Source organism: Enterobacter cloacae complex sp. SHL009 (assembly GCF_049237205.1).
GTDB classification, from domain to species: Bacteria; Pseudomonadota; Gammaproteobacteria; order Enterobacterales; family Enterobacteriaceae; genus Enterobacter; species Enterobacter cloacae_M.
In genome coordinates, this window is the sequence record NZ_JBMKIW010000001.1 from 687043 (window position 1) to 707268 (window position 20226).

Consider the following 20226-nt stretch of genomic DNA (forward strand, 5'->3'; position numbering starts at 1 on the left):
TATGTCTGGAGGATTAGTGACAGCCGCATACATTGTTGCTGCAATCCTGTTTATTTTCAGTCTGGCGGGGCTTTCCAAACACGAAACGTCTCAGCAGGGTAATAACTTTGGTATCGCCGGGATGGCGATTGCGCTGATTGCCACCATCTTCGGGCCGGATACCGGCAACGTGGCGTGGATCCTGGTGGCGATGATCATCGGCGGCGCGATTGGTATTCGCCTGGCAAAACGCGTTGAAATGACCGAGATGCCGGAGCTGGTTGCCATTCTGCACAGCTTCGTGGGTCTGGCGGCGGTGCTGGTGGGGTTCAACAGCTACCTGTATCACGAACCGGGCCTGGAACCGATTCTGGTGAATATCCACCTGACGGAAGTGTTCCTCGGTATCTTCATCGGTGCGGTGACCTTCACCGGTTCCATTGTCGCGTTCGGCAAGCTGCGCGGGAAGATCTCCTCTAAACCGCTGATGCTGCCAAACCGTCATAAGCTGAACCTCGCGGCGCTGGTGGTGTCGTTTGTTCTGCTGGTGGTCTTCGTGCGTACCGAAAGCGTGGGCCTGCAGGTACTGGCGTTGCTGGTGATGACCATCATCGCGCTGGCGTTTGGCTGGCACCTGGTGGCGTCCATCGGCGGTGCGGATATGCCGGTGGTTGTCTCGATGCTGAACTCCTACTCCGGTTGGGCGGCAGCGGCGGCAGGCTTTATGCTGAGCAACGACCTGCTGATCGTCACCGGTGCGCTGGTGGGTTCTTCCGGTGCGATCCTGTCTTACATTATGTGTAAGGCGATGAACCGCTCGTTCATCAGCGTTATCGCCGGTGGTTTCGGGACCGATGGGTCTTCTTCCAGTGCGGATGAAGAAGTGGGTGAGCACCGTGAAATTTCTGCGGAAGATACCGCAGACATGCTGAAAAATTCGCACTCCGTGATCATCACTCCAGGCTACGGCATGGCGGTGGCGCAGGCGCAGTATCCGGTTGCGGAAATCACCGAGAAGCTGCGCGCGCGCGGCATCAAGGTTCGCTTTGGTATCCACCCGGTGGCAGGGCGTCTGCCAGGCCATATGAACGTGCTGCTGGCGGAAGCGAAAGTGCCTTACGACATCGTGCTGGAAATGGATGAGATCAACGATGATTTCGCCGACACCGACACCGTGCTGGTCATTGGCGCCAACGATACCGTTAACCCTGCGGCACAGGACGACCCGGGTAGCCCAATCGCCGGTATGCCTGTTCTGGAAGTATGGAAGGCGCAGAACGTGATTGTGTTTAAACGCTCCATGAATACCGGCTATGCCGGGGTTCAGAACCCGCTGTTCTTCAAAGAGAACACCCACATGCTGTTCGGCGATGCTAAAGCCAGCGTGGATGCGATTCTGAAAGCGCTGTAAGTTGCGCTGAAACGAAAAAACCGCCGAATTCGGCGGTTTTTTTATTGCCGGGTGGCGCTGACGCGCACCCGGCCTACGGGTTTGTAGGCCCGGCAAGCCTGTGCCGCCGGGCGTCAGGCGTTAATCGTCTTCCGGATCGTCCAGCTCAACCGGCGTCTGGTAATCATCCGGCTTAATGACCAGCAGGTCGCAGCGCAGATGGTCGATCACCTGTTCGGCGGTGTTGCCGAGGAAGGCGGCAGAAATACCGGTCCGGCCGATGGTACCCAGCACCACAATCCCCGCCTGCAGGTGTTCCGCCAGATCCGGGATCACCTCTTCAGGCAGCCCTTTTTCCACGTGGGTCATTTTCTCATCGATGCTGAATTTCTGACGCAGCGTTTTCATGGCCAGCAGATGCTGACCCCGGATCGCGTCGTTGTACACGCTCGGGTCAAATTCAGGCAGCTCAATGGCGATATTGATCGGCGTGACCGGATAGGCGCCAACCAGATGCACTTCGGTATGATTCACCTGGTCGGCAAGCTGGATGGTCTCCTTCACCAGCTTCTCGTTCAGCGAGTTGTGGTAATCCTCTTCGCTCGCGAGGTTTACCGCCACAACGGCTTTCCCGCCTTCAGGCCACGGCTGGTCTTTCACCATCCAGACCGGGCAAGGACATTTGCGCAGCAGGTGCCAGTCGGTCGGGGTGAAGATCACGGATTCCAGCTTGTCGTGCTGGTGCGCCATCTTCAGCAGCAGGTCGTGCCCGCCGGCGACAATTTCCTGGATGATGGCTTCGAAAGGTCGGTTATGCCAGACCACTTTAATATCAATGGGCACGCCCGCTTCCAGATAATACTTCGCCTGTTCACGGATCCACGCGGTACGCTGGCTGATGACGCCCTGACGCATAGCGGTGCGCTCGTCAGGCGACAGAAGGGTGGTCATCTCATACGAGAAGTCATAGATCGGCAAAAACGCTTTGATTTTGCCACCAATCCGTTGATGTAAATACACAGCACGTCGTAATGCCGGCTGATCGTCCTGATTCGGATCGATAGCTACCAGCATGTTTTGATACTTGGCCATACAGGTCTCCTTACTACTGTCACCACAGTCTGTAATTAAAAGAGTAACCTATATATCCTGAATGAAACAGAGGGGAGGTTTTGCCAGATCAATAATTCATGAAAATTTATCAGAGGAAAAGCACCGTAGTCGTCACCGCGATAAACGCAATAAACAGCAGCACCATCACCGCTATCGCAAAGGTCGTGGAGTCCTGAACGTAGGTTTTTTCCTCCCCCTTCATTGGGCCGACAAGCATGATCCAGATGAAGAGAAAGGTCACAGAGGCAATCACGACTGAAACGAAAAACAAACTTTCTCTCAATTCATAACCTCAACGAGAACCTTTTGGGCGCTGTGTGGGGACGTGCTACGGTGAAAATGTTCTGAAACGGGAGTGATTATACCAGACCAATAAATCACAAGATTTATTGGTCTGGTGATTGATATGCGGAGAGTTACGCCACGTTGCGGGCGTGCCCGGCAAGAACGGCCAGCGCCTCACCGTTTTCGATAGTGATGTATTTACCTTTAACGGCCAGCATCCCGCTTTTCTGGAAACGGCCCAGCAGACGGCTGATGGTTTCCACGGTCAGGCCCAGGTAGTTACCGATATCGCCACGCGTCATCGTCAGACGGAACTCACGCGGCGAGAAGCCACGCTCGGCGAAGCGGCGGGAGAGGTTGTAGATAAATGCGGCCAGGCGCTCTTCTGCGTTCTTTTTAGAAAGCAGCAGAATCATGTCCTGATCGCCTTTGATCTCACCGCTCATCAGACGCATCATCTGCTGACGCAGGTTAGGCATCTTGCCGGACAGATCGTCCAGGGTTTCAAACGGGATTTCGCAAACCATTGAGGTTTCGAGCGCCTGAGCAAAGCTCGGGTGATGGCCCGTGCCGATGGCATCAAAGCCCACCAGGTCGCCCGCCAGATGGAAGCCGGTGATCTGCTCATCACCCTGTTCGGTGATGGTGTAGCTTTTGATGGTGCCAGAACGGATAGCATAGAGCGATTTCAGTTCGTCTCCCGCTTTAAACAGCGTCTGCCCTTTCTGAATAGGCTTTTTGCGCTCAATGATATTATCAAGCTGATCGAGTTCATGCTCATTCAGGGTAAACGGGATACAGAGCTGGCTGATGCTGCAATCCTGGCAATGGATAGCACAACCGCCAGACTGAATGCGTCGTATAATTCGCTTTTCCGGGATCATAGGTTTGCTCAAGCCTTAATTGATATTGGTCAATTTTAACATCTTTTTGGTAAGTACGTAAGCCTGACAAACCCTCAATAAGGGCAAGTGGCGACATTGTGTCGCCATCTTCTTGAAATTCCACAGCTTGATTATGGATTTTTAGCCTAACCGGAAGAAAATTAAGCACAAAAAGCCTGGAAGCTAGAGCAGGAGATACCCTTCGTGACGCAGCAGCCACTCTTTGCGCTGCACGCCGCCGGCATAGCCTGTCATGGTGCCGTTGCGGCCAATGACGCGATGGCAGGGCACCACGATGCTGACCGGGTTAGAGCCGTTAGCGGCACCCACCGCGCGTGCGGCGCCCGCGCGGCCTAGCTGTTCCGCGAGCTGGCCGTAATGCATGACCTGCCCGCAGGGAATGGACCGCAGCGCCTGCCACACTTCGCGCTGAAAAGGCGTGCCTGCCGTGGCGGTCGGCAGAGTATCGATGATGCTGAGATCGCCTTCGAAGTAGGCCGTAAGCTTGTCGCTCAGCCCGCCCGGGTTGGTGGCGCGGATACGTTCATACCCCTGTGAGCGGTAGTGAACATGGAGCAGTTCTTCCATGCGGTCGCTGTGCTCTTCCCATTCGACGGCGCGCAGGCAGAACTGCTCGTCCGCGATCACCCACAGCGGCCCGAGCGGCGTCGCAATCTTATCTTCGAGTAATCTCAGCATCCTCATTCCTTTAGTTCAGCCTCGGGTAAATCCCCGGCCCAATCGGCAGGCCGACAAGATACCATGCCACCAGCATCACCAGCCATACCCCTAAAAAGATAAGCGGGTAGGGTAAAACCAGCGAATAGTAGGTACCCAGTTTGGCCTCGGGTTTATAGCGCTGCAGGAAGCCTAAAAACAGCGGAACAAACGGCGAAACCGGCGCCAGCGGAATCACCGAGGAGTCCGCGATGCGGAACAGGATCTGGGCAAATGCAGGATGAAAACCCAGCATCATAAACATCGGCACGAAGATGGGGGCCAGAATCGACCAGATGGCGGAGCCGCTGGCGATAAACATGCACAGCAGGGATGACAGCAGCGCCAGGCCGACAAACGCCGGTACGCCGCTTAGCCCGGCCGTCTCCAGCGCGTCGGTCAGGCCCACTGCCATAAACTTGCCCATGTTGCTCCAGTTAAACATCGCCACAAACTGCGCCAGCGGGAACACCATCACGATAAAGCCCGCCATCTCTTTCATCGGCTCGATCATCAGCTGCGGCAGATCGCCCTGACGGCGGATTTTGCCGGTAGCGATACCGTAGGCGAGCGAGACGACAAAGAAAAACAGAATAATCAGCGGCACGATGCCCTGAATAAACGGCGAGGGCAGGACGGTATGTTTAACCGGATCGCGCAATATGCCGTTTTCCGGCACCACCATCAGCGCCACCAGCGCGATAAAGGCCAGCGAGACCACGCCCGCCACGCGCAGGCCGAAGCGCTGCTCTTTGCTCAGGGTCTCCAGCTTTTCATCGCTACGGCCTTCCCATTTACCCAGCCGCGGCTCGATGATTTTATCGGTAATCAGCCCGCCGACAATCGTCAGGACAATCACCGAGCTGGCCATAAAGTACCAGTTGTCGATCACGCTGACGTGCATTGCCGCATCGATGGTCTTTGCCGCCTCCGTGCTGATGCCAGAGAGCAGCACGTCGGTGGTTACGATCAGCAGGTTGGCGGTAAATCCACAGCCCACGCCCGCAATCGCCGACAGCAGGCCCGCCACGGGGTGACGCCCGACGGCGAGGAAAATCAGCGCCCCCATCGGCGGCATGATCACCAGCGCGGCGTCGGAGGAGATATGGCTGAAGAAGGCGATAAACAGCACCATATAGCTGGCGTAACGCGCGCTGACGTGAGAAGCCATCTTCACCATTAATGCAGGCAGCAAGCCCACGCGTTCAGCAAGCCCGGCGCCCAGCACCAGCGCCAGAATGGCGCCCAGCGGGGCGAAGCCGCTGAAGTTTTTAATCACGTTGGGTAAAAACCAGTGCAGCCCGTCAACGCTGAGCAGGTTTTTTACCGCCACCAGGCTGCCGTCAGCCGGGCTGCGCACGCTCACGTCAAAGGCGGAGAGCACGGCGGTGGCGACCATTAAAATCACAATCAGATAGATAAACAGCAGGAAAGGGTGCGGCACTTTATTGCCGATCCTTTCAACCCAGCCATAGAGCTTACCGGATGGGGAATGCGAAGGTATGGAAGACATACTCATGGGCGTTCCTCGAGAGTGTTGTGTTGTTGTGTTGTGTTTTTTTATTTTAAAGGTGACGGTGTCACGCCCTGTGGGATCGGACACACGTACGGTTTTTCTTGTATTTGTTGTTCGAACTCTTCACGGCATTTTTTCAGTAGCGCCGCGTCCTGCAGCAGGTTAAGCGCGGTTGCGCCCATCACTTTTCCGGCCAGCAGCATGCCTTTGTGGGCAATGGAGGTACGTCCCTGCGCCACCAGCTGCCAGGTGTGCAGCGGCGTGCCGACGGTAAAGCAGGGGCTGAAGCACTGGGCGACCGGCATTTTCCAGCTTACGTCGCCCACGTCGGTTGAACCCGCCAGCACGTTGTCGGTGATGGCATAGGGCGCGACTTCATCCACCAGCAGCGTCTCCTGATGACGCCGGGCAAAGGCTTTACCCGCATCACCGCCCGTTGCAGCAATATTTTTCAGGCTGTTTTGCAGATCGTTGGGCGTCAGGGTGGCGCGGATCTCGCGGGCGAAGGTGCGTTCTTCCTCCGTCCAGAGCGGCGTGCCGTAGTGCTGCAACGCGCGATACATCGCCGCTTCAAGCGTGCGGTTCGGCAGGTAGCTGGAGCAGGCTTTATCAAAGCGGCACTCGACGGTGGTTTCGGTCATCATCGCCGCGCCCTGAGCGATTTTTTCGATGCGTTCGTAGATCTGCTGCGCATCGGCCATCTCCGGGGCGCGGATCAGATACAGCACCTCGGCCTGCGCCTGCACCACGTTGGGCGAAATCCCGCCGGTATCGGTGATGGCGTAATGGACGCGCGCTTTCTCAATGATGTGTTCGTTGAGGAAGTTGGTGCCGGTAGTCATCAGCGTCACGGCGTCCAGCGCGCTGCGCCCCAGATGAGGGGAGTTGGCCGCATGCGCCGCCACGCCGTGAAAACGCCAGGCTGCCTGAATATTCGCCAGCGTGCTGACGTTAAACATCCCGGCGAAGGCTTCCGGGTGCCAGGTGACGGCGGCATCGACGTCATCAAACAGACCTTCGCGCACCATAAAGGTTTTCCCGGAGCCACCTTCCTCGCCGGGACAGCCATAAAAACGCACCGTTCCGCTGCCGCCGTGCTGCTCCAGCCAGCTTTTCACCGCCACCGCGCCCGCAAGCGCCGCGGTGCCTAAGAGGTTATGCCCGCAGCCATGGCCGTTGGCCCCCGGCGTGGCGGATTGCGCCGTCGCGCAGTGCGCCTGCTGGCTTAGCCCGGCCAGCGCGTCGTATTCGCCCAGCAGGGCAATGACCGGTTTCCCGCTGCCGAAGCTGGCGATAAAGGCATTTGGAATACCGCCGGCCTCGCGCGTCAGCGTGAAGCCCTCGGCCTCCAGCTCGCTGGCCAGCCGTTCGGCGGACCAGAACTCTTCGAAGCGGGTTTCAGGACGATCCCAGATCGCGTCGGCAATATCGGTTAACGTCCGACATCGCGTGTCGATCGCATCGGCAATAAAAGCGTAGTTCTCCTGCATTACACACCTCGCGTCCACGGGAAATTGAGCGCAGTTCGCGCCAGCGTTTCAATGGCAATCGCCATGACCTGTTCATCGAAGTCGAATTTTTCGTTGTGATGTCCGGCGCTCAAATCCGTGCCGAACACCATATAGGACGCCATGCCGCCGTTCTCCTGCACGCGGGCCATCATCAGCGTGGCGTCTTCGGAACCCGCTGGCGCCTTCACCTTATCGATGGCGTGAATAATCCCGGAAACCCGGCTCGCCTGTTCGCGCAGGTAATCAACCCACGCCGGTGTCGGCGCGCTGGAGGTTGCGGCGCCCATCAGGCGCATCTCGGCGCTCACGCCGTAGAGCGCCGCTGCGCCGGTAATAACCGCCTGCGCGCGTTCAAAGACATACTGATTAATCGCTTCGCTTTCGCCGCGCGTTTCAACCTTTATCAGGGCATTCGCGGGCACCACGTTGCGTCCGCTGCCCGCCTGCATCACTCCGACGTTCACCCGGGAGGCGCCGTCGCTGTGCGGGGCGATGCTGTGCAGGGCGAGGGCGGCCTGCGCGGCGGCGAGCAGGGCGTTACGTCCGTCCTCCGGTTTACCGCCCGCGTGTGCGGCAACGCCGGTAAAGTTCACGTCAAACTTGGTGGTGGCCATAAAGTTATCGCTGCCGCAAATCACCGTTCCGGCAGGGACGCCGGTACCAATATGGATGGCCGTGTAATAGTCCACGTCGTCCAGCGCCCCGGCGGCAACCATGGCGCGCGCGCCGCGGGTACCTTCTTCGGCAGGCTGGAAGATCAGCTTGATGGTGCCGTTGAGCTGCGTGTCATTCTGCTTAAGCACCTGCGCCAGCCCCAGACCAATAGCGGTGTGGCCGTCGTGCGCGCAGGCGTGCATCATGCCCGCGTTGCAGGAGGCAAACCCGTCGCGGAACGGGCGATGGCTTTCATCCAGCGCTTCGCTTAAATCAAGGGCATCCATGTCGACGCGAAATGCCAGGGTCGGTCCAGGACGTCCGGTATTGAGGGTCGCCACAATGCCGGTAAACCCGCCCTCAAACGGCGCCAGCCATTTCTCTGGCGCGCCCTGCGCCCGCGCGCGGGCAAACTCTTGCGCCAGGGTAGCTGCATCGGGCAGCCCCATCCGGCTTTCGGCATCGACGACGTCGCGGCCCATCGCCAGTTCGTAACCCAGCGAATCGAGGATTTCCGCGACTTTCGCGGCCGTTCGAAACTCTACCCAGCCGGATTCCGCGAAATGGTGAAAATCGCGACGCCATGCGCTCAGCTGCGGGGATAATGTCTGGATGTACTGCGCCAGTGTGTCCATATCTGTTCCTGTCATCATTAAAATATGTGAACTGCTTCACGCTGTGATAGTTTTTACTTATCACTAACCGTTTTTTCACAGTTTTAACCGTTCAGGAATTACCCTCGCACATCCCTTTCCATTAAAGTAGATGACAGTTTCTTTACTCTGATAAACAACGGTTATCGGTCGGGCTATGACATTCCAGATTAAATTTCATCAAATCCGGGCGTTTGTTGAGGTTGCGCGTCAGGGCAGCATTCGCGGTGCCAGCAGGACGCTGAATCTTTCCCAGCCGGCGCTGACCAAATCCATCAAAGAGCTGGAGGAGGGCATGGCGGCGCAGCTTTTCGTGCGCAGGAGTAAAGGCGTCGCGTTGACCGAATGCGGTGAGGGCTTTTACCAGCGCGCCAGGTTGATTCTGGAAGAGCTGCGCGCGGCGCAGGATGATATCCGTCAGCGGCAGGGGGAGCTGGCCGGGCAGATCAACATCGGGATGGGGGCCAGCGTTTCACGCACGCTGATGCCCGCCGTTATCACCCGCTTTCATGCGCAGCATCCGCAGGTCAAGGTGCGGATTATGGAAGGGCAGCTGGTGTCGATGATCAATGAATTACGCCAGGGCGAGCTGGACTTCACCATCAATACCTATTATCAGGGGCCTTACGACCAGGAATTTACGTTTGAAAAGCTCTTCGAAAAACCGTTTGCGGTATTTTGTCGGGAAGGTCACCCGGCAATGGGGGCAACGTCAATTAATGAACTTCTGCATTATAACTGGACAATGCCGACGCCGCGGGGAAGTTATTATAAGCAATTAGAGGAGGTATTTAGCGATCGTTCGCAAATACCGCGAATTGGTGTGGTTTGCGAAACATTTTCTTCCTGTATTAGCCTGGTCGCGCAAAGTGATTTTTTAAGCATATTGCCGCAGGAGCTAGGCTGTGACCCGCTGCTGGCACACCGTCTGGTCATGCTGCCGGTTGTCGAATCGCTTCCTAAAGCAACCTATTATTTAATTCAGCGTCGTGATTCACGTCAGACTCCCCTTGCTGAGTCATTAATTACGCAGTTCAGAAGGGAGGTGAGGAAAATAGTCGTCGCGTGAAATACAGACTAAAAAAACAGGATCTGCCCGACATCAGACAGACCCTATAGTACACACAGCAGTACGTCCTTTCGCCAATCCTGAGTATTATTTCCATGAGGCAGGTATATTTAGGTATAACACCTTTCCCGAAAAATGAAAGGCGGGCGAGTGATTGATTTCACGAAATTTTAACATAAATCACGTATTTTACCTTTGCTGAAATTTTAGTTAAGTCTGATTTAAGTTTATTTAATAATTACTATATATATTCATCAGGTTAATATTATTGCCACGCATCGCACTGTAACGGTGATTGAGGCCGGTCTCTGGCGCAGGTATAGTACAGTCCTCAGATGTAGCCGGAGGATGTCCATGAACCCTGACGACAAATCATTTTTTCTTGACGCCATGGAAGATGTCCAGCCCCTGAAGCGCTGCGCGGATATTCACTGGCAGCCCAGCCGCAATACGCGGACGCGCGAGGAGGTGGATAGCGAACAGCTGGATAACTTCCTGACGCTGGATTTTCTTGACGTGCTTCCCCTGGAAGAACCGCTGGCGTTCCAGCGCGAAGGGGTACAGCAGGGCGTTATTGATAAGCTGCGCACGGGTAAATACGCCCGTCAGGCCAGCTTAAACCTCCTGCGTCAGCCCGCCGAACGCTGCCGTCAGATGCTCTATTCTTTTATTCGCCAGGCCGGACGAGACGGGTTACGCAATCTGATTATCATTCACGGGAAAGGGCGCGAGCAGAACTCGCATCCCAATGTGGTGCGCAGCTATCTTGCGCGCTGGTTAACCGAATTTGAGGAAGTGCAGGCCTTCTGCGTGGCGCTGCCGCATCACGGCGGCAGCGGGGCATGTTACGTTTCACTGCGTAAATCCGGTGAAGCAAAACAGGAGAACTGGGAGCGGCACGCCAAGCGCAGCCGCTAGCGGGCGATATTCTCGCCCGCCCGAAACTCAAAAGGTTTCCCAGTTGCTGTCGGTGGAGGCGTTTGCGGTTGCCGGGTGCAACAGCTGGGGCGTTTTCACGCTGGCCGGGCGCGGGGCTACCGTTTTTTCTTTGCCGTTCAGACGAAACGCGGCTACCGCCTGGCGCAGCTGCTCGGACTGATCTTCCAGTGCCGCAGCCGCCGTGGCGGACTCCTGCACCAGCGCGGCGTTTTGCTGCGTCACGCTGTCCATCTGCGAAACGGCCAGGCTCACCTGCTCAATACCGCGGCTCTGCTCGTCAGAGGCAGATGAAATCTCACCCATAATATCGGTCACGCGGCTCACGGCGGCGACAATTTCCTTCATGGTGGTGCCAGCCTCGCTGACCTGCTCAGAACCGGTATTCACCCGGCTGACGGAGTTCTCAATAAGCCCTTTGATCTCTTTCGCCGCCTGCGCGCTGCGGCTCGCCAGCGTACGGACTTCACCTGCAACAACCGCAAAACCACGGCCCTGTTCCCCGGCGCGTGCCGCTTCCACCGCTGCGTTAAGCGCCAGAATGTTGGTCTGGAACGCGATGCTGTCGATCACGCCGGTAATATGCGCAATTTGCTGCGAACTGTCGGCGATTTCGTTCATGGTGCGAACCACGTTATCCACGACGTGACCGCCGCGCGCGGCCGTTTCAGAGGCGTTTTTCGCCAGCAGCGTGGCCTGACGGGCGTTATCGGAGTTCTGTTTAACCGTCGCGGTCAGCTCTTCCATGCTGGCGGCGGTCTCTTCGAGCGAGGCGGCCTGCTGCTCGGTGCGGGCGGAAAGATCGTTGCTCCCTGCGGCAATTTCGCCTGCGCCGGTGTAGATGGAATCTGTACTTCCACGTACGGCGCTGACTGTGGTCACCAGCGACTGCTGCATCTCATGCAGGCCCGCGGCCAGCTGGCCCATCTCATTGCGACCGGAGATAGCGATCTCCTGCGTCAGGTCACCCCCTGCAATGGCGCGAATATGGTTCATAATGGAGTGGAGGGGTTTTAACAGCAGGTGTTGTAAACCCTGCCAGATGACCACCAGAACCGCGATAACGGCCAGCAGAATAGCCGCCAGCGTCCACTGCATCTGCGTGAAGCTGCTCTGGTTCTCTTCGGTTGCGGCCTTCAGCAGGGTGTTGTTTTCGGCGCGCCAGCGGTTATAGACCGCTTCCATCTCGTCCTGCGCCTGCTGCGCGTCCAGATCGCCATAGGCCTGGTAGTTGTCGGCACGCAGATACTCAATCGATAAGCGCATCACTTCGTGCATCTGGTTCCAGGACTTCTGCATCTCGTCGGTTAATACCGCCTCCTGGCCGTTAACCTGCGGCAGCTTCTGCCACTCTTTGTTATAGGCTTCGGCTTTTGCCAGCGAGTCGGCTGCGGTGCCAAGCAGTTTATTGATCGCCGCAAGTGAAGCCGGGTCACGCTGGTTTTTCAGGTAGCGGATCGCCACGCGGGTGACGGTGACGCGTGTTTTCACCAGCGTGTTTACGCTGTCGCTCAGGCTTTCCTGCTGGGCATTGAGCACGCCGGAATTCTGGAAGTTATGGCGATCGTTGCTGACGGCAGAGTAGAACAACCCTCCCGTCACAACTTGCAGCAGACAGAATATGGTGAGGGCAAAGATAATACCGGTAATCACGTGCAAATTTTTCAGCATAGCGGTCGTCCGTTAGAAAGGATGCAGAGGTACACCAATACTATCGTCGTATAGAATTTAAACTTTAATTTAACTCGCGCTTAACTAAGGGCTCCGGTGAGGAACCTGTTGTAAATCCGGATCATTTTTATGAGGAAGGTTAACATGAGCAGCATTGATAAAAGCGGGACGTACGCGCTCGGGACGCGGACGGTAAAACGACTGGGCTACGGTGCGATGCAGCTCGCCGGGCCGGGCGTCTTTGGCCCACCGAAGGATAAGCAGGCCGCGCTGGACGTGCTGCGCGAAGCGGTGGCGGCGGGGGTGAACCACATTGATACCAGTGATTTTTATGGTCCCCATGTCACTAACCAGCTGATCTGCGAGGCGCTTCACCCATACCGGGACGATCTGACGCTCGTCACCAAGATTGGTGCCCGCCGCAACGACAAAGGTGCCTGGCTGCCGGCCTTTTCCGCGCAGGAACTGACTCAGGCGGTGCATGACAACCTGCGTAATCTACAGCTGGACGTGCTGGACGTGGTGAATCTGCGGGTCATGTTTAGCGCACACGGGCCGGCGGAAGGGTCGATTGCGGAACCGCTCTCCACCCTGGCCGAATTACAGCAGCAGGGTCTGGTGCGTCATATTGGCCTGAGCAACGTCACGGCCACTCAGGTTGCGGAAGCCCAGAAGATGGTCCCGGTGGTGTGCGTGCAGAACATGTACAACATTGTAAACCGGGGTGACGACGCGCTGGTGGATCTGCTGGCGCAGCAGGGGATCGCGTATGTGCCGTTCTTCCCATTGGGAGGCTTTACGCCACTGCAATCTTCCGGGCTGAAGACCGTCGCGGATTCACTGGGCGCCACGCCAATGCAGGTTGCGCTGGCATGGCTGCTGCAACGTTCCCCGAATATTCTGCTGATCCCGGGCACCTCTTCCGTAGCGCATTTACGGCAAAACCTCGCGGCGGGGGAGCTGCGTTTGCCGCCTGAAGCACTGGAAACGCTGAATTCGCTGAGGGATTAAAGGTGACACGCGCAAAGCCTGAAGGATGCTTCCGGCTTTGCGCGCTTAGGCTCCTGTCTGACTTTTCTGCCTGTGCAGCGCCAACGCTTCCGCCACAATCTCCTGCTTGCTCTTACGCGTCTCAAAGGCGGTGGTTCTGATGTACTCCATCAGATCGGGATCGATGCGGGCGCTCAACATCCTGAGATCGGCCTCCTTTGCCAGACCGCGTGCAACACGCTTGTCTGGATAGTCACGGGCTGGCATTGAAAATATTCTCCAGTAAGTCTTATTAATTCGTTCGGTAAAATATGCTTTTATCTGACTTAAAAGTCAATATTCAGTGATTTAATAGTGATTGTGTTTTTATATAAGTCATTATGAAGTATTTTGATTTGTGACTTTTTAATGACTTTTGTTGGCGCGTCTCTTATCGCACTCTGGGGAGAACCATGGGGAGGGTTATCGGCGGGCAACGTTGCTAAATTAAAACCGCTCAAACTTCAACGCGTTTGGGTTCACCTTTGGAAATGACCTTGATCCTTGTCCATAATTCGTAATACTGTATTTATATACAGTATTCGGCGAGAAAGGCATTATGGACACTCTCTTTTCTTATCACTCAAATCAAGACATTGAATTACCTTTGTTTTTAGAACGCGTGGCCTGTGGTTTTCCCAGCCCGGCGCAGGATTATGTGGAGGATCGTCTCGATCTTAACCGGCTGGCAGTCAGACACCCCAGTGCGACCTATTTTATCAAGGTGAGTGGAGACTCCATGATTGGGGCGGGGATCGGCGACGGCGATCTGCTGGTGGTCGATCGTTCGTTAAATGCCGAACACGGGGATATCGTCGTGGCGTCGGTCGCCGGTGAGTTTACGGTGAAAGAGCTACAGACCCGCCCGGTTCTGAGACTTCTGCCGCATAATGCCCGCTATCAGCCGATTACCTTTCAGTCCGAAGAGGAGCTGCAGATCTTCGGCGTCGTCACCCACACTCTCAAAACGCATAAACATGTTCGCGCTGGTTGATGTGAATAGCTTTTACGCCTCCTGCGAGAAGGTATTCCGCCCCGATCTGGAGGGGAAACCCATCGTGGTGGTGTCCAATAACGACGGCTGCATTATTTCGCTGTCGCGGGAGGCAAAGCAGTTCGGCATAAAAATGGGGGAGCCGTATTTTAAATTCAAAGAAAAGCTATACCCGTCAAAAGTTTACGTCTTTAGCTCGAACTATGCGCTGTATGCCGATCTCAGCAGTCGGGTCATGCAGACGCTGACCGATCTCGCCCCGGCAATAGAGATTTACTCCATCGATGAGGCGTTCGTGAACGTTTCAGGGGTCAGCCACTGCCTGTCGCTGGAAGCGTTCGGTCACCAGATGCGCACAGAGGTCTTAAAAAATACGGGCCTAACCGTTGGCGTCGGTATTGCCCCGACCAAAACGCTGGCGAAGCTGGCCAACTATGCGGCGAAACGATGGTCCGGCACTGGCGGCGTGGTCGATCTCTCAGGCCGAGAGCGGCAGCGTAAGCTGCTGGAAAAGGTTCCGGTAGAGGAGGTGTGGGGGGTAGGGCGGCGCATCACGAAAAAGCTCAACGCTATGGGGATCACCACGGCGCTGGAGCTGGCGGAAGCGTCGTCCTGGGTCATCCGCAAACATTTCAACGTGGTACTGGAACGTACGGCCCGCGAGCTGCGCGGTGAGCCCTGTCTTGATCTGGAGGAGTTCACCCCCACGAAGCAGCAAATCATCTGTAGCCGTTCGTTTGGACACCGTATTACCCAATATGAAGAGATGCACCAGGCTATTTGCGCCTACGCGGAACGCGCTGCGGAAAAACTGCGCGGCGAGCATCAATACTGTCGTTTTATCAGCGTATTTGTTCGCACCAGCCCGCATGCGGACAACGAAATTTATTACGGCAATCAGGCTTCTGTCACCCTGATGATGCCCACCAATGACTCGCGCGATATCATCCGCGCCGCCACGGAGGCGCTGGGGCGTATATGGCTCGACGGCTATCGCTATATGAAAGCCGGGGTCATGCTGGCGGACTTTTTCAGCAGCGGCGTCGCCCAGCTTAATTTGTTTGACGATAATCGTCTGCGCGCCAACAGCGCGGCGCTGATGGAGATGATGGACAGCGTAAATCATTCCGGTAAAGGGAAGATATGGTTCGCCGGGCAGGGTATTGAGAAATCCTGGGCGATGAAGCGTGAGATGCTGTCACCGGCCTATACGACGCGGTACGCCGATTTGCCGGTGGCGAAGTAGAAGATGGTTGCGTTATTTCTTTTGCACCAACCAGGTTGCCGCAGCCGCCAGCACGCCGATCAGCGGCATTTCGCCCGCACCGGCCAGGAAGTTATGACGATCGATCTCACTATTTTTACGGATATCGGTAAGGCGAGTAAGCGCCTCTTTTTCATCCGCGGCGCCGATCTCCTCGAACTGTTTTTCGAACCCCTGGGCGATGAGCTGTGCAGCCGCATCGGTGTTTGCGCTTTCGATTGCTATGAGGTTTGGGCCTTTTTGGAAAAAACAGTACTCCGGCATAAGTGCTCCAGAAAAAGGGGATACGGTAAAAATACTCTATTCCTGGCGGTTGAAAAATGCACGTAATTTACGGGGGGAATCATCAGCATTTCTTTAGTATTTCAGGCAGTAACTGCTCAATCACGCTGACGACCTTTCTGACGCGCTGCGGAATAAAGCGGGCGTCAGGATAGACGGCATAGAGGAAGCGATCGGGTAACCGCCAGTCGGGCAGCACCGGTACCAGCGTGCCCGCCTGCAGCGCCCTGGCCACGAGCGATCGCTGCATGCCGCCGATACCGATGCCTGACTCCAGCGCCTGCAGCAGCGCGTCGCTGGTGTTGGCACGGAAAACGGTATTCACGTTGACCTCGACCGTTTCCTCGTCAGAAATCAGGCGCAGGGGGGCATCCAGCGGAATACCGCTGAACCGTACGTGTGGCAGCGTGGTCAGTTCGCTGACGGTGTGTACCGCCTGAGAACCGGGAGCGGCAAACAGCGCGGCTTCAATACGCGCCAGCACGCGAGCCGCGTGCGCCTGCGGAGGCTCACTGCTCAGCCGTATCGCGACATCCACGCCCTCCGTCACCAGATCGGCAAGGCGGTCATCCAGGGAAATCATCAGCTGCAGTTCGGGATGCAGGCGCTGTAGCGCCAGCAGATGCGGCAAAATGATCTGCCCCAGGCCGCTCGGCAACTGGACATGGACGCGTCCCTGAACGCGATGATCGGCAGGATGTAAACGCCTTTCCGCTTCCCCCATAGCGTCCAGCACAAGCTGCATATCTCGCCGGTAACGTTCACCCTGTTCGGTCAGCTTCATCGTACGCGTCGTACGGTGCAGCAGCACCACGCCAAGCTCATCCTCAAGCGCCGCGATCTGTTGACTGACGGCGGACTGCTTAATACCGGTCTGACGGGCGGCCGCTGAAAACGAGCCCGCTTCAGCGACGCGTAGAAAGGTAGAAATGGCGGTGAGCTTATTATTCATTTAATGATTCTGCTTATAAGTGCCATCGGTTTCAGGGGATATCTCCAGAAAAAATAATAGATCACACTGCGTCTGTCACTCTTTCCGGAGAAACACCATGAATAAGATGCAGCAACACAACGTCGCCCTGGTCGCGGGCGCCAGCGGCATTGTCGGCAGACAGCTGGTCAATACCCTCCTGCACCATCAGTGGGAGGTGATTGGCCTCAGTCGCCGCGAGGTAACCCATCCGGACGGCATTCCCGTGGTGAACGTCGATTTACTGGATGCGAAGGATACCGCACGGGCGCTGCACGCCCTGAACGGTGTCACCCACATCTTTTACAGCGCCTGGGCGAATGCGGCAAACTGGACGGACATGGTTGAGCCGAACGTCACCATGCTGCGTAATCTGGTCAGCACCCTCGAAAAAACGGCGCCTTTGCAGACGGTAAGCCTGATGCAGGGATACAAAGTCTATGGTGCGCATCTGGGGCCGTTTAAAACCCCGGCGCGGGAAAGCGATCCCGGCGTGCCGGGTGCCGAATTTAACGCCGCGCAGCTCGCGTGGCTCAGCCAGTTTCAGCGGGGAAAACGCTGGCACTGGAATGCCATCAGGCCGGGCGTGGTGGGGAGCGCGGTACCGGGTAATGCCATGAACCTTGCGCTGAGCATCGCCCTGTACGCCTCCCTGTGCAAGGCGCTGGGGTTACCGCTGCGTTTTCCCGGTTCGGAACAGGCCTGGCACAGCATCGTTGACCATACCGACGCCGGGCTGCTGGCCGAGGCCACGGTGTGGGCCGCCGCGTCACCTGCGGCACAGAATCAGGCGTTCAACGTAAACAATGGCGATATCTGGCGCTGGAGCGAGCTGTGGCCGCGCATCGCACGCTGGTTTGAACTGGACTCTGCGCCGCCGGTGAGGCTGTCATTTCATCAGCTGTTTAACGACTATCGCGGCGTATGGCGCGAGCTTGTCGAAGAGCGACTGGTGGAAGCGGATATTCTGCAGCTGAGCGACGGGCGGTTTGCCGATTCTGTCTTTAGCTGGGACTACGACATGTTTGGTGACGGGAGCAAACTCCGGCGATCGGGCTTCACGCAAATGCAGGCGACCGATGCGATGTTTTTCCGCCTGTTCGCGCAGTTGAGAGCCGCGCGGATTATTCCCTGATGAGCCTGGGCGTCCTGGTGCAGGCCAGGACGCCGGGTGTTTACTCAACCGTTAACGCATTCACAACCTCGGCCACGCTTTTCACGCTGCGGATATTCCTATCTCTTTTGCGGCATTGCGGGTGATGCCCGGCATGCCTGATTTTTATCGTCAGCATCCTGAAATCGATATCATTCCGAGCAGCTCTGAACACCGCCGGGATATGTTCTGGTGCTGCCTTGACTGTGTGCTGTGGGTGGGCGAACTGGGCGACGGCGACTATATGGCCTAGTGGGAGCGAAGCTGCAAAATGCGACATCTGGCTTTTTTTGAACTGGAACTGAGTAAAAATGGCTCTTTACCGGGTATGCAGGAACAGGCGGATACAATCCCCTCGATACATTTGAGCATGTGCATCATCTACTGAAGATAGAGCGGTGATTTTGGTTAAGGTATGATGGGATATTTATTAACCCTCAAAACTAAAAGGATTTTCCATGAGCACAAACGAAAAGACCACACCGGAAGATACCGGTTATTATCGGTATGAAGTTATCGGGGACTGCACTCTGCGAACCAGCGCTGTCGGGACTGTAAAAACCGTTCAGTGCCGGCGGGTGCCAGTCAGGGGGATCGCGCTGACCGTAGGTGTGTTCTTTGACGGCACTGGGAATAACCGGGCGAATTCAGACGATCTGCGGCTGGCATATGCGCACTGCGCTAATCTGGTTGGCGAGGATCGTGCCAGGGCGTGCGAGAAGTATGAAAAGCATGCCAGAGCAGAGTTAGGGAACGCCAGCTGGCAGGGCGGCATCACTAATATTTCGCGACTGTTTGACCTTTATCAGTCTAGTGATGAACTCAACGACAGTGAGACAGAGGCGCAGGTAAAAATCTACGTCAGCGGCATCGGGACGGCGGACGGTGAAAGCGATTCTATGCTGGGAGCGGCGCTGGGCAGCAGCCTTATCCGGCAGTTTGAAGGGGTGGTGACGAAGACAGACGAGGCGCTTGACAAAATCAGCGCAGAGCTGAGCCGCTTTATCAAACTTAACCGTGACAAAGTGGCGATAGCGAAGGTGCAGTTTGATGTGTTCGGTTTTAGCCGCGGGGCAGCGGCAGCGCGGCACTTCGCCAACCGGGTGATGAACCAGGACGCGGAGATAGCGGTGGCGATAGACAAAGGATTAGACCTGACAGGGCACCATGGAAAAGCGGCGGGAGAGGTACGCTTTCTGGGGCTGTTTGACACGGTGGCGGCCATCGGGAGTCTGCTGAACTTCTACGGCATCAACGGGCGCAGCAACCCCGGCGTCAACCTCGAACTGCGTCCCTCGGTGGCGCAGAAGGTGTTTCAGATAAGCGCAATGCACGAGTGCAGATATAACTTCAGCCTGAACAGCATAGCGGGGATGTGGCCGGAGCTGGCGCTGCCGGGTGCGCACTCGGATATCGGTGGAGGCTACAACGCGGGAGAGGATGAAATATCCCTGCTGACGATGCCGGACTTTGAAGTGATACCGGAAAGCTCGGATGAAATGCAGACGGCAGTATATCGTAAGGCGAGGAAGATGCGTCAGACGCTATATTCGCTGCCGGCGCTGAAATACCTGATGCCGCACGGTAAGGTAGAGACGAAAATGATTTCGTGGCCACTGGTTAACCGGGATAAGGCACGGGCGTTTATTTTGGAGAAGAAAGCCGGCGCGGCGGTATTTATGACTCGCCGGGCGGTGCCGAACGACTGGGAAAAGGTGAGTATGCGGGTGATGCTCGATGCGGCACAGGATGCCGGGGTGATATTCGGTGATATTGATCCGCAAAATACTGACATGGCTCTTCCCGCTGAGCTTGTTTCCCTGTGTGACAAAGCGATAGCGCAGGGGCGCGCAGTCCGACGCGGTACGGACCAGGAGAGCTTCACGGCAGATGAGATGCGGACCATCGGGCGTTACCTGCACTGTTCGGCGAACTGGAACATCGATTCGGATCTGAGTCTGTGGGTGAGTCCGTCCTCAGGAGAAGTTTTTCTGAGAAACCACTATGCGCCAACGGACGAGCGCTCGTTCGTGTGGCCGATGGCTCCTGGCAAAGGGTGGGTGCGGACGGTATGGCGGATGGACGACCAGCAGCAGTGGGAAGACAGGGCGCGGGCGAATGCGGACGCGCTGGACAGACTTTTCTGAGGAGGCAGG

Annotated in this window: 20 protein-coding genes; 9 read left to right on the forward strand and 11 right to left on the reverse strand. The window is 56.6% G+C overall.

Features of this window, described 5'->3' with window-relative positions; translation table 11 throughout:
- The first annotated feature begins 1 nt into the window (after position 1).
- Positions 2-1390 (forward strand): Re/Si-specific NAD(P)(+) transhydrogenase subunit beta, encoded by a 1389-nt coding sequence (gene pntB, locus ACOTZC_RS03425; RefSeq protein ID WP_032668239.1) that lies wholly within the window; start codon positions 2-4, stop codon positions 1388-1390.
- Between the two features lie 120 nt (positions 1391-1510).
- Here pntB and uspE read toward each other — a convergent pair whose 3' ends face one another.
- The 7 genes from uspE to ACOTZC_RS03460 form a co-directional block, all read right to left on the reverse strand.
- The gene (uspE, locus tag ACOTZC_RS03430) at positions 1511-2461 is read right to left on the reverse strand and encodes a universal stress protein UspE (RefSeq protein WP_023311476.1); all 951 of its coding nucleotides are present in this window, start codon (positions 2459-2461) and stop codon (positions 1511-1513) included.
- Between the two features lie 109 nt (positions 2462-2570).
- Positions 2571-2723 (reverse strand): hypothetical protein, encoded by a 153-nt coding sequence (locus tag ACOTZC_RS03435; RefSeq protein WP_223826004.1) that lies wholly within the window; start codon positions 2721-2723, stop codon positions 2571-2573.
- Between the two features lie 175 nt (positions 2724-2898).
- The gene (gene fnr / locus ACOTZC_RS03440; protein ID WP_006174991.1) at positions 2899-3651 is read right to left on the reverse strand and encodes a fumarate/nitrate reduction transcriptional regulator Fnr; all 753 of its coding nucleotides are present in this window, start codon (positions 3649-3651) and stop codon (positions 2899-2901) included.
- A 183-nt stretch (positions 3652-3834) separates the two neighbouring features.
- A complete protein-coding gene (gene ogt / locus ACOTZC_RS03445; RefSeq protein WP_063409056.1) occupies positions 3835-4350 on the reverse strand; it encodes a methylated-DNA--[protein]-cysteine S-methyltransferase in 516 nt (171 codons plus the stop codon).
- Positions 4351-4360: 10 nt separating this feature from the next.
- Positions 4361-5887, reverse strand: a complete 1527-nt coding sequence (gene abgT / locus ACOTZC_RS03450) for a p-aminobenzoyl-glutamate transporter (RefSeq protein ID WP_163353731.1) — start codon at positions 5885-5887, stop codon at positions 4361-4363.
- A 41-nt stretch (positions 5888-5928) separates the two neighbouring features.
- On the reverse strand, positions 5929-7374 hold the full coding sequence (locus ACOTZC_RS03455; RefSeq protein ID WP_045401305.1) for a M20 family metallopeptidase: 1446 nt from the start codon (positions 7372-7374) through the stop codon (positions 5929-5931).
- Complete coding sequence (locus tag ACOTZC_RS03460; protein WP_047174687.1) at positions 7374-8684, reverse strand: M20 family metallo-hydrolase; 1311 nt, start codon at positions 8682-8684, stop codon at positions 7374-7376. The genes ACOTZC_RS03455 and ACOTZC_RS03460 overlap by 1 nt, the downstream gene beginning before the upstream one ends.
- 175 nt (positions 8685-8859) lie before the next feature.
- On the opposite strand from ACOTZC_RS03460, the gene ACOTZC_RS03465 reads away from it, so the two are divergent.
- A complete protein-coding gene (locus ACOTZC_RS03465) occupies positions 8860-9771 on the forward strand; it encodes a LysR family transcriptional regulator (RefSeq protein WP_023311481.1) in 912 nt (303 codons plus the stop codon).
- 354 nt (positions 9772-10125) lie between these two features.
- Entirely contained in the window at positions 10126-10689 is a 564-nt protein-coding gene (smrA, locus tag ACOTZC_RS03470) for a DNA endonuclease SmrA (RefSeq protein ID WP_045401296.1), read from the forward strand.
- A gap of 27 nt (positions 10690-10716) precedes the next feature.
- Here smrA and tcp read toward each other — a convergent pair whose 3' ends face one another.
- Positions 10717-12378: a methyl-accepting chemotaxis citrate transducer gene (tcp, locus tag ACOTZC_RS03475; protein WP_421635588.1), complete on the reverse strand. Its 1662-nt coding sequence runs from the start codon at positions 12376-12378 to the stop codon at positions 10717-10719.
- Positions 12379-12522: 144 nt separating this feature from the next.
- Between tcp and ACOTZC_RS03480 the strand changes: the two genes are divergently transcribed.
- On the forward strand, positions 12523-13389 hold the full coding sequence (locus ACOTZC_RS03480) for an aldo/keto reductase family oxidoreductase (RefSeq protein ID WP_047174613.1): 867 nt from the start codon (positions 12523-12525) through the stop codon (positions 13387-13389).
- Between the two features lie 45 nt (positions 13390-13434).
- On the opposite strand, the gene ACOTZC_RS03485 is transcribed toward ACOTZC_RS03480, so the two are convergent.
- Complete coding sequence (locus ACOTZC_RS03485) at positions 13435-13635, reverse strand: hypothetical protein (protein WP_023311485.1); 201 nt, start codon at positions 13633-13635, stop codon at positions 13435-13437.
- Between the two features lie 331 nt (positions 13636-13966).
- On the opposite strand from ACOTZC_RS03485, the gene umuD reads away from it, so the two are divergent.
- Positions 13967-14401, forward strand: a complete 435-nt coding sequence (gene umuD, locus ACOTZC_RS03490) for a translesion error-prone DNA polymerase V autoproteolytic subunit (protein ID WP_045401287.1) — start codon at positions 13967-13969, stop codon at positions 14399-14401.
- Entirely contained in the window at positions 14385-15647 is a 1263-nt protein-coding gene (umuC, locus tag ACOTZC_RS03495) for a translesion error-prone DNA polymerase V subunit UmuC (RefSeq protein ID WP_047174614.1), read from the forward strand. The genes umuD and umuC overlap by 17 nt, the downstream gene beginning before the upstream one ends.
- Before the next feature lie 12 nt (positions 15648-15659).
- On the opposite strand, the gene ACOTZC_RS03500 is transcribed toward umuC, so the two are convergent.
- Positions 15660-15929 (reverse strand): hypothetical protein, encoded by a 270-nt coding sequence (locus tag ACOTZC_RS03500; RefSeq protein ID WP_047174615.1) that lies wholly within the window; start codon positions 15927-15929, stop codon positions 15660-15662.
- An 82-nt stretch (positions 15930-16011) separates the two neighbouring features.
- On the reverse strand, positions 16012-16899 hold the full coding sequence (locus ACOTZC_RS03505; protein ID WP_421635589.1) for a LysR family transcriptional regulator: 888 nt from the start codon (positions 16897-16899) through the stop codon (positions 16012-16014).
- A 97-nt stretch (positions 16900-16996) separates the two neighbouring features.
- Between ACOTZC_RS03505 and ACOTZC_RS03510 the strand changes: the two genes are divergently transcribed.
- The 3 genes from ACOTZC_RS03510 (at position 16997) to ACOTZC_RS03520 (ending at position 20217) form a co-directional block, all read left to right on the forward strand.
- On the forward strand, positions 16997-18052 hold the full coding sequence (locus ACOTZC_RS03510) for an SDR family oxidoreductase (protein ID WP_163353734.1): 1056 nt from the start codon (positions 16997-16999) through the stop codon (positions 18050-18052).
- A 133-nt stretch (positions 18053-18185) separates the two neighbouring features.
- Positions 18186-18323: a hypothetical protein gene (locus ACOTZC_RS03515; protein ID WP_369880841.1), complete on the forward strand. Its 138-nt coding sequence runs from the start codon at positions 18186-18188 to the stop codon at positions 18321-18323.
- Positions 18324-18528: 205 nt separating this feature from the next.
- Positions 18529-20217 carry a T6SS phospholipase effector Tle1-like catalytic domain-containing protein gene (locus tag ACOTZC_RS03520; RefSeq protein ID WP_163353735.1) on the forward strand — a complete coding sequence of 563 codons (1689 nt, stop codon included), beginning with the start codon at positions 18529-18531 and terminating at the stop codon, positions 20215-20217.
- The last annotated feature ends 9 nt before the right edge of the window (positions 20218-20226 follow it).